Origin of the sequence: Paenibacillus sp. OT2-17, from assembly GCF_009827695.1 — a bacterium.
Taxonomy (GTDB): domain Bacteria; phylum Bacillota; class Bacilli; order Paenibacillales; family Paenibacillaceae; genus Paenibacillus; species Paenibacillus polymyxa_B.
On sequence record NZ_WUDQ01000180.1, the window covers coordinates 1 to 6,746 of the forward strand.

7 protein-coding genes are annotated in these 6,746 nt (G+C 48.6%); 4 read left to right on the plus strand and 3 right to left on the minus strand.

Features of this window, described 5'->3' with window-relative positions; all coding sequences use genetic code 11:
* Window positions 1-327, plus strand: a 327-nt coding sequence (locus GRP75_RS16590; RefSeq protein WP_483311094.1) for an MBL fold metallo-hydrolase, incomplete at its 5' end; no start/stop codon positions are given.
* 15 nt (window positions 328-342) lie between these two features.
* On the opposite strand, the gene GRP75_RS16595 is transcribed toward GRP75_RS16590, so the two are convergent.
* A complete protein-coding gene (locus GRP75_RS16595) occupies window positions 343-1,836 on the minus strand; it encodes an aminotransferase-like domain-containing protein (protein ID WP_023987640.1) in 1,494 nt (497 codons plus the stop codon).
* A 132-nt stretch (window positions 1,837-1,968) separates the two neighbouring features.
* Between GRP75_RS16595 and GRP75_RS16600 the strand changes: the two genes are divergently transcribed.
* Window positions 1,969-2,880, plus strand: a complete 912-nt coding sequence (locus GRP75_RS16600) for a DMT family transporter (protein WP_013309297.1) — start codon at window positions 1,969-1,971, stop codon at window positions 2,878-2,880.
* A 138-nt stretch (window positions 2,881-3,018) separates the two neighbouring features.
* On the opposite strand, the gene GRP75_RS16605 is transcribed toward GRP75_RS16600, so the two are convergent.
* Together GRP75_RS16605 and lplA are read right to left on the minus strand one after the other, a co-directional pair.
* Window positions 3,019-3,819, minus strand: a complete 801-nt coding sequence (locus GRP75_RS16605) for a Cof-type HAD-IIB family hydrolase (RefSeq protein ID WP_023987642.1) — start codon at window positions 3,817-3,819, stop codon at window positions 3,019-3,021.
* Between the two features lie 162 nt (window positions 3,820-3,981).
* Window positions 3,982-4,983: a lipoate--protein ligase gene (gene lplA, locus GRP75_RS16610; RefSeq protein ID WP_053324908.1), complete on the minus strand. Its 1,002-nt coding sequence runs from the start codon at window positions 4,981-4,983 to the stop codon at window positions 3,982-3,984.
* Between the two features lie 164 nt (window positions 4,984-5,147).
* Here lplA and cobD point away from each other — a divergent pair, with 164 nt between their 5' ends.
* Both cobD and GRP75_RS16620 read left to right on the plus strand, forming a co-directional pair.
* On the plus strand, window positions 5,148-6,251 hold the full coding sequence (gene cobD / locus GRP75_RS16615; protein ID WP_160789839.1) for a threonine-phosphate decarboxylase CobD: 1,104 nt from the start codon (window positions 5,148-5,150) through the stop codon (window positions 6,249-6,251).
* Window positions 6,241-6,746: cobalamin biosynthesis protein (locus GRP75_RS16620; RefSeq protein ID WP_160789840.1), on the plus strand; the 506-nt coding region annotated here is incomplete at its 3' end. The genes cobD and GRP75_RS16620, both read left to right, overlap by 11 nt.

Genomic DNA, 6,746 nt, shown 5'->3' on the forward strand with positions numbered 1-6,746 from the left:
AACGGATATGCCTACGCTTATCGTCTGGAAAAGGACGGCTTCTCGTTGGCTTACTGTTCGGATTCGATTGGATTGAATGAGGTGGAAATTCTGCCCTTGCACAATCTGAATTTGCTCGTCCTGGGAACGAGTTTTTATCATGAGGAGGCCGAGTATGCCACCCGTTCCGTATATGACATGCTGGAGGCTCAGGAGCTTATAGGAAGGCTTAAGCCTGAAAGCACGGTATTTACACATATGTCCCATGATGTGGATGTCACACGCAACTATGGGCTTCTGGAAGGGATTAGCTTGGCACACACCGGCATGAGTTTGCCGTTAGAATAAAGGTGCCCTTTACCTTTACATCGTTCGACTGATACGTAGAAGTGTGGAGATTCCTTCTTTGATTTGTAGCTCGTTGGCGTATGAATAAGACAGCCGTATATGCGTTTTACCCTCTGCGCCGATGGGATCAAACACATTGCCGGTGACAAAGGATACGGACTCTTGTATACCTTTGGCAAGTAATTCATTAGGTTTCAACGTAGAAGGCAGCTGGAGCCACAGGTTGAGTCCCCCTGCCGGGCTGGTCCACGTCCAACCGGAGTCGCGGAGACTGTCTTCCATCGTTTCCTTACGAATCTGGAGCGCGATACATAGCTTTTTAATATGCTGCTGCATACGTGGAGATTGAAAGTATTCTAAAAACAGCTTTTGATTCAGCAGTGGCGATCCATTGTCCACTAACGCTTTGACGTTCAGCAGGCTGTTCATGAGCTGTGGTCGGCAGGTCACGGCTGCGATTCGTAGACCGGGTGCGACATATTTACTGTAACTTCGAATGTAGACGACGCTTCCCGAAACATCATAGGCGAAAATCGGAGAAGGGGGCTTTTGCCCAAAGCTAATGTCATAGGTGCTGTCATCCTCAACAATAAGGCAGCCATAGCGCTCGGCTAGTTCAGGCAGTCGTTTGCGCTGCTCATCGGGGACCGTAAAGCCCGTCGGGTTGTGGAATGTTGGATTCATATAAAAGAGGCGTGGTTTTTCCGTTTTCATGCACCACTCAATCTGGTCCATATCATAACCTTCTGGTCGAATATCAGTCATAGTCAGACGTGCGCCTAGTCTACGGAATATTTCCATAGCGGGGCCATAGGCAGGGCGTTCGATCAATACACGGTCTCCTGTACGGAGCAGAGATCGGGCAATTAAATCAATGGCTTGCTGTGCTCCAGAGGTAATCAGCACTTCATCCGGTGATAAAGCAAAATGCTTATCCACGCTAAAATGCTGCGCCATGGCCTCCCGAAGCTCGGCATCGCCCTGTACAGCGGAATAGGTGGCCGCTACTTTTGGATGCTTTTCAAATACCTGCATCATCAGCTCTCCCCAGAATCGGTTGGGCAGGAGAGAGGGGTCAATCAGCGCTTTGGAAAACTGGAAATTCGCATTTACCGATTGAACGCGGCTAAGTCCATCCATTCCTCTCCAGGCTGAAACTGACGGATCATCTGCCGCATGGGCAGATTCGGAGTGAATCGTGAGGTCAATGGACGAATGTCCCGAGTAGCCAGCATATTTTGCATGCCCAGTCGCTTGGGAAGCATGAACGTAATATCCTGATTTGTCTTTTACATAGACCAGTCCCCGTTGCTTCAACTCCTGATATGCCCGGAAAACAGTTAGCCGATGTACACCCAGCTCCTGAGCCAAGCTTCGTACGGACGGCAGCTTCATGTCTGTTTGCCAATCCCCGCGATCAATCCGCACAGTTACATAATGGATAACCTGCTCATACAGCTTTAAGGCATGATCGGCTGGAAAGAGTAGTTCGCTGTTGTTCTTACCCATGCTGTCCACGCTCCTTTCTGTGTATTGTACTATATAGCACTTTAAAAACGTATACAACTGTTCTGTAGTTATACATCTGTTCTGTTCGTCCCCCTGTATGCTTAAAAGCAACTGAAGGGAGAGGGACGTATCATGATAGGTATCGCGTTTACAGTAATGTGTCTTATTTTTGGCACAACGTTTTTGGCCATAAAAGTGGGAGTGGAAGCCGGACTTCCACCATTCCTATCGGCAGGTGTACGTTTTTTCGCGGCAGGGGCGATATTGTTCATTGCTATGAAGCTGACCGGAAAAGTACGATGGTCGTTATTATGGCGTAAGGAAATGTTGCTGATTGGAGCAGGAACGACCTTCGGTACATTTTCAGCCTTGTATTGGGCAGAGCAATATGTCAGCTCGGGGATCGGAGCTATTTTGTCAGCTACCGGGCCGATGATGATCGTCATTTTGCAATCTGTACTGCTACGGCAAAAAACGTCACGGATTACGGTCGTTGGCTGCATGATCAGCTTTCTTGGTGTGGTACTGGTTGTGCTGCCCGGATTGGCGGTTCAGATCAGTGGTCTGTGGCTGGCGGGATGCCTTGTCATTTTGCTGGGGGAGCTGTGTTATTCCGGGGGAGCTCTTTATTCCAAGCGAGTGATGGATGTATTTCGTGAAACGAACCCAATTGCCCTGAATGCGGCGCAAATGATCCATGGGGGATGGATGCTGCTGTTACTGTCTGCGATCACGGAACCGTGGAGTTCTGAGGGGTGGCAGTACCTTCCTGCCATGGGGTCTTTACTTTATCTGATCCTGTTTGGTTCAATGATTGCACATACACTGTTCTACTGGCTCATGGAGCGTACAAATCCCCTGTTTCCGACGACGTGGCTGTATATATCACCGCCGATTGCGGTGGGCTTGGGAGCGTTGTTGTATGGAGAGCATGTAAGCTGGTGGATGCTGGCTGGGGTGCTGCTCATTGTGACCGGACTAATCCTTATGAACAATGGAATTATCCGTCTGGTGAACAGGCGCAAGGTACGTTCTGCTGCCTGATATTTTATAGCGGTCAGGTTATTATATGATCTGACAGAAAAGGCCTCCAAACTGTCGTATGTTACTGATCATGCGACGTTTGGAGGCTTTGTTGTTGTATTACTTTATTTAAGTATTATGGGAGCAGGCACTTTTTGCTTATTCAACATTGAGTACGAATTTGTCGATGGCGTGCTTTACACCGTCTTCGTTATTGCTACGAGTGATGTAATCAGCCAGCTTTTTCAAATCAGGAATGGCATTCTCCATCGCTATGCCGAGACCAGCACATTCAAGCATTTCATGGTCGTTCCAAGAGTCGCCGATAGCAATCGTTTCCGACAGTTCACAGCCAAAATGGTTTGCAAGGAAGGTAAGCGCATGGCCCTTGGTGCCTTCATGATGCATAATTTCCAGAAAATGAGGCTTGGATTTTGTAATGTGAACTTCATTGCCAAGCAGTTCGCGAAGTTCAGGAATTAATTCATCCAACACTTCCGGCTCGTCGATGATCAGCAGTTTAGGAGCCGGCTGCTCTATAACTTTACTGAATACAGGCTCTACAAAATATTCCGTGTTGTTCAGTTCTGTGTAATCTTTGATTTTCTGATTATCTTCACGTGTGTACAATTTGTCATCTATATACGTTTGCAGATGCAGATTGCGTTCTACGCAGAATTCATACAGGCGACGTGCAGCCACGAGTGGAACATAACGCTCATACAGCACGTTTTCGTCCAGCAGGTTTTTAACCAAAGCTCCTTGGTACGTAATGATTGGCACGTTCAAACCAGTTTGTCGAGCAATTTTGTGTGCGGAGGCATAAGCTCGTCCAGTAGCGAGGGTAACCACCACACCTTTCGCTACAGCAGCTTCTAATGCCTGTTGTGTCGCCGGTGTAACTTCTTTCTGGTCGTTAATGAGTGTATCATCAATATCAATGGCAATTAATTTATACATATCGGTATTCTCTCCTTTATCTCTATCATGGGGCAATGTTAAAATTGTATCTTATAATATTCAAAATGACAATATCGCAATGAAAAGGGGACGGCCCCTATAAGAGCCTGTCCCCTTATAACCACTGAAGTGTTGGCTTGAAACGATGGGAAAAAGTAACGGTTAGTCTTCCAAAAATACAAGTCCAACAAAATCGTCCAGCTCAATATTACCAAAATAGTGCTTCAAATCGAGAGAGGATAAGGCTTGACGTACCTCACCTTCATCATAGCGCTTGCCACGCAGGATATTTTCAATATCAGCAACGTCACCCACGCCGAAGAAATCCCCATAGATTTTAATATCACGGACATAGCCTTCCTTAAGATCCATGCGGATATCAATAATGCCGACCGGAAATTTACGTGTGTGCTTGATATTGCTCTCGGGGGATAGACCGTAGTTCCAATCCCACGATTGGTAGCGTTCTTTGGATATTTCATGGATTTTGGCCCAATCGGTATCGGTGAGCTTATATTGAGGTACCTGATCCAATTCTGCACCGAATATGAAACGCAGCAGTTCCTCGCGAAATTGCTCTATGGTCATCTCACGGTCCATCAGTTCGCTGATGTTAGCCACGCGACTGCGGACGGATTTAGTGCTTTTGGATTTGAATTTTTCGGGATTGGCATGCAACGATGCAGCCACATTGTCCAGATTCAGGTTAAACATCAATGTACCGTGGCTGAACATCCGTCCGCGTGTGGCAAATTGGGCGTTTCCTGAAATTTTACGTTCTCCGACCTGCAGATCGTTGCGGCCTGTCATTTCAGCTTCTACTCCCATTTGGCGCAGAGCATCAATAACGGGTTGCGTAAATTTGAGGAAATTATGAAAGGACTCCCCGTTATCCTTGGTAATAAAGCTGAAATTTAAATTACCGAGGTCATGATATACAGCACCGCCGCCGGACAGGCGACGAACGACTTGAATATTGTTATCTCTGACAAACTCGGCATTGATTTCTTCAATGGTATTTTGATGCTTGCCTATAATAATAGAAGGCTGATTAATGTAAAACAGCAGATAGCTGTCGTCCAGCGGAAGATGCTTGAGCGCGTACTCCTCAATGGCAAGATTAATGGCTGGATCGTGTATGCCCTGGTTGTCGATGAACAGCATGTCCATTCCTCCGTATATACAAACTGTGTAATTTTATGTGTGCCTCCTTCTATTGTAACCCAAGTGAGCCATGTACACAAAAGCTCATTTGCATTGACGGGACGCAAAAAGCAGCCTCATAATGGAGCTAAATGATTGGAAACGGCCGGAAAGGATGAGAGGTAATGATAGAGGTTTACGGTCATGGCGGGGACAGGGAAACAGCTGCAGCGACATTCGGCGGAGCTGCTGCGGATTTTGTAGATTTTAGTGCAAATATTAATCCGCTTGGTCCACCACCGGAGGTGCTTGAGGCGCTGCAACACTCATTTGACACTGTGATTCGCTATCCAGATCCTGGGCATCGGAATTTTAAAAATATGCTCGCACGGCGACTGCATGTTCCACCGGAGTCGTTAAGTATCGGAAACGGAGCGGCTGAAAGTATGGCGCTCCTGCTATTGGGACTGGCTCCTAAGCGTGTGGGTACAGTGGAGCCGTGTTTTTCAGAATATGCGGAGCTGGCTGGCAAATTCGGAGCTGAGGTCAACCGGGTGTACGGGAAGGCCTCGCTTCAATGGAAGGCGGACGTGGAGGACATCCTTCAGCTCATGGAGCAGGTAGATGTTTTGTTTCTTGGGCAGCCGAATAATCCAAACGGTGTGCAATATGGTAAGCAGGAGCTGTGCGAACTGGCAGAAGCGGCTGGCAAAACGGGTACCGTGCTGGTGGTGGATGAAGCATTCATTGATTTTATCCCGCTGGAACGGCGAATCTCACTACTGCCTGTGCTGGATCGTTATCCTCATGTGATTTTGATCCGGTCAATGACCAAATTTTATGCCATTCCTGGCTTGCGATTGGGCTATGCGATTGCTCATCCAGATTATATCCGGCGAATGACGGCCAAACAGGTGACCTGGAGTGTGAATGGATTGGCGTTGCTGGCTGGGGAGGCGTGTTTGAGAAGTGGGCAAGCATATGAGCACCAAACACAGGAGCTGATTGCTACGGAGCGCAACCGCCTGTTGACCGCCTTGGCGGAATGGGGCTGCGGTGTTGTTCCCGGCGAAGCCAATTACGTGCTGGCAAGGGCGCCGGGTACGTGGAGCGCATCGGCGATTCAGCAGGCGCTTGGACAACGCGGAATTCTTATACGTAGCTGTGCTATGTATCCGGGACTGACGACGAGCCATTTTCGAATTGCGGTCAAGGATGCAGAAGCCAACGCCAGGCTGCTGTCTGTATTGGGTGAAGTGCTGGAGGAGGAGCAGCGGCGTGACAGTTAGCTTGATTATCCTGGCAGCCTATCTTTTGGACAGGCTGATCGGTGACCCGAGGTGGTTGCCACATCCAGTCATCGGTATGGGACATGCCATTTCAGCATTGGAAAAAGCGATTCGCCGCCAGGCCCGAAGTGACCGGGGGTTGAAACGTGCGGGTATACTGCTTCCACTCATTGTGGCGGGAGGCTCCTTTACGCTCGCCTGGGCGCTATTGCACTTGCTTGCCTGGATTCATCCGTGGTTGTCTGTCGGCGTAGAAATGGTGCTGATTGCGACCACGATTGCTTCCAAAGGACTAAAGGACGCAGGAATGGCAGTATACCGAGCGTTGCAGGCGGATGACCTGGCTGCGGCACGGCGGGAGCTGGGCATGATAGTTGGGCGGGATACGCAACAGCTTGATGAGCCTGAGATTGTACGCGGTACCGTCGAAACGGTCGCTGAAAATATCGTGGACGCGATTATTTCCCCGCTTTTTTATGCCTTGATCGGGGGAGC

Bases quoted from the DNA above. Each gene is read 5' to 3' on its own strand.
- GRP75_RS16595 (WP_023987640.1), bottom strand. From the start codon at position 1,836: ATGGGTAAGAACAACAGCGAACTACTCTTTCCAGCCGATCATGCCTTA.
- GRP75_RS16600 (WP_013309297.1), top strand. From the start codon at position 1,969: ATGATAGGTATCGCGTTTACAGTAATGTGTCTTATTTTTGGCACAACG.
- GRP75_RS16605 (WP_023987642.1), bottom strand. From the start codon at position 3,819: ATGTATAAATTAATTGCCATTGATATTGATGATACACTCATTAACGAC.
- lplA (WP_053324908.1), bottom strand. From the start codon at position 4,983: ATGCTGTTCATCGACAACCAGGGCATACACGATCCAGCCATTAATCTT.
- cobD (WP_160789839.1), top strand. From the start codon at position 5,148: ATGATAGAGGTTTACGGTCATGGCGGGGACAGGGAAACAGCTGCAGCG.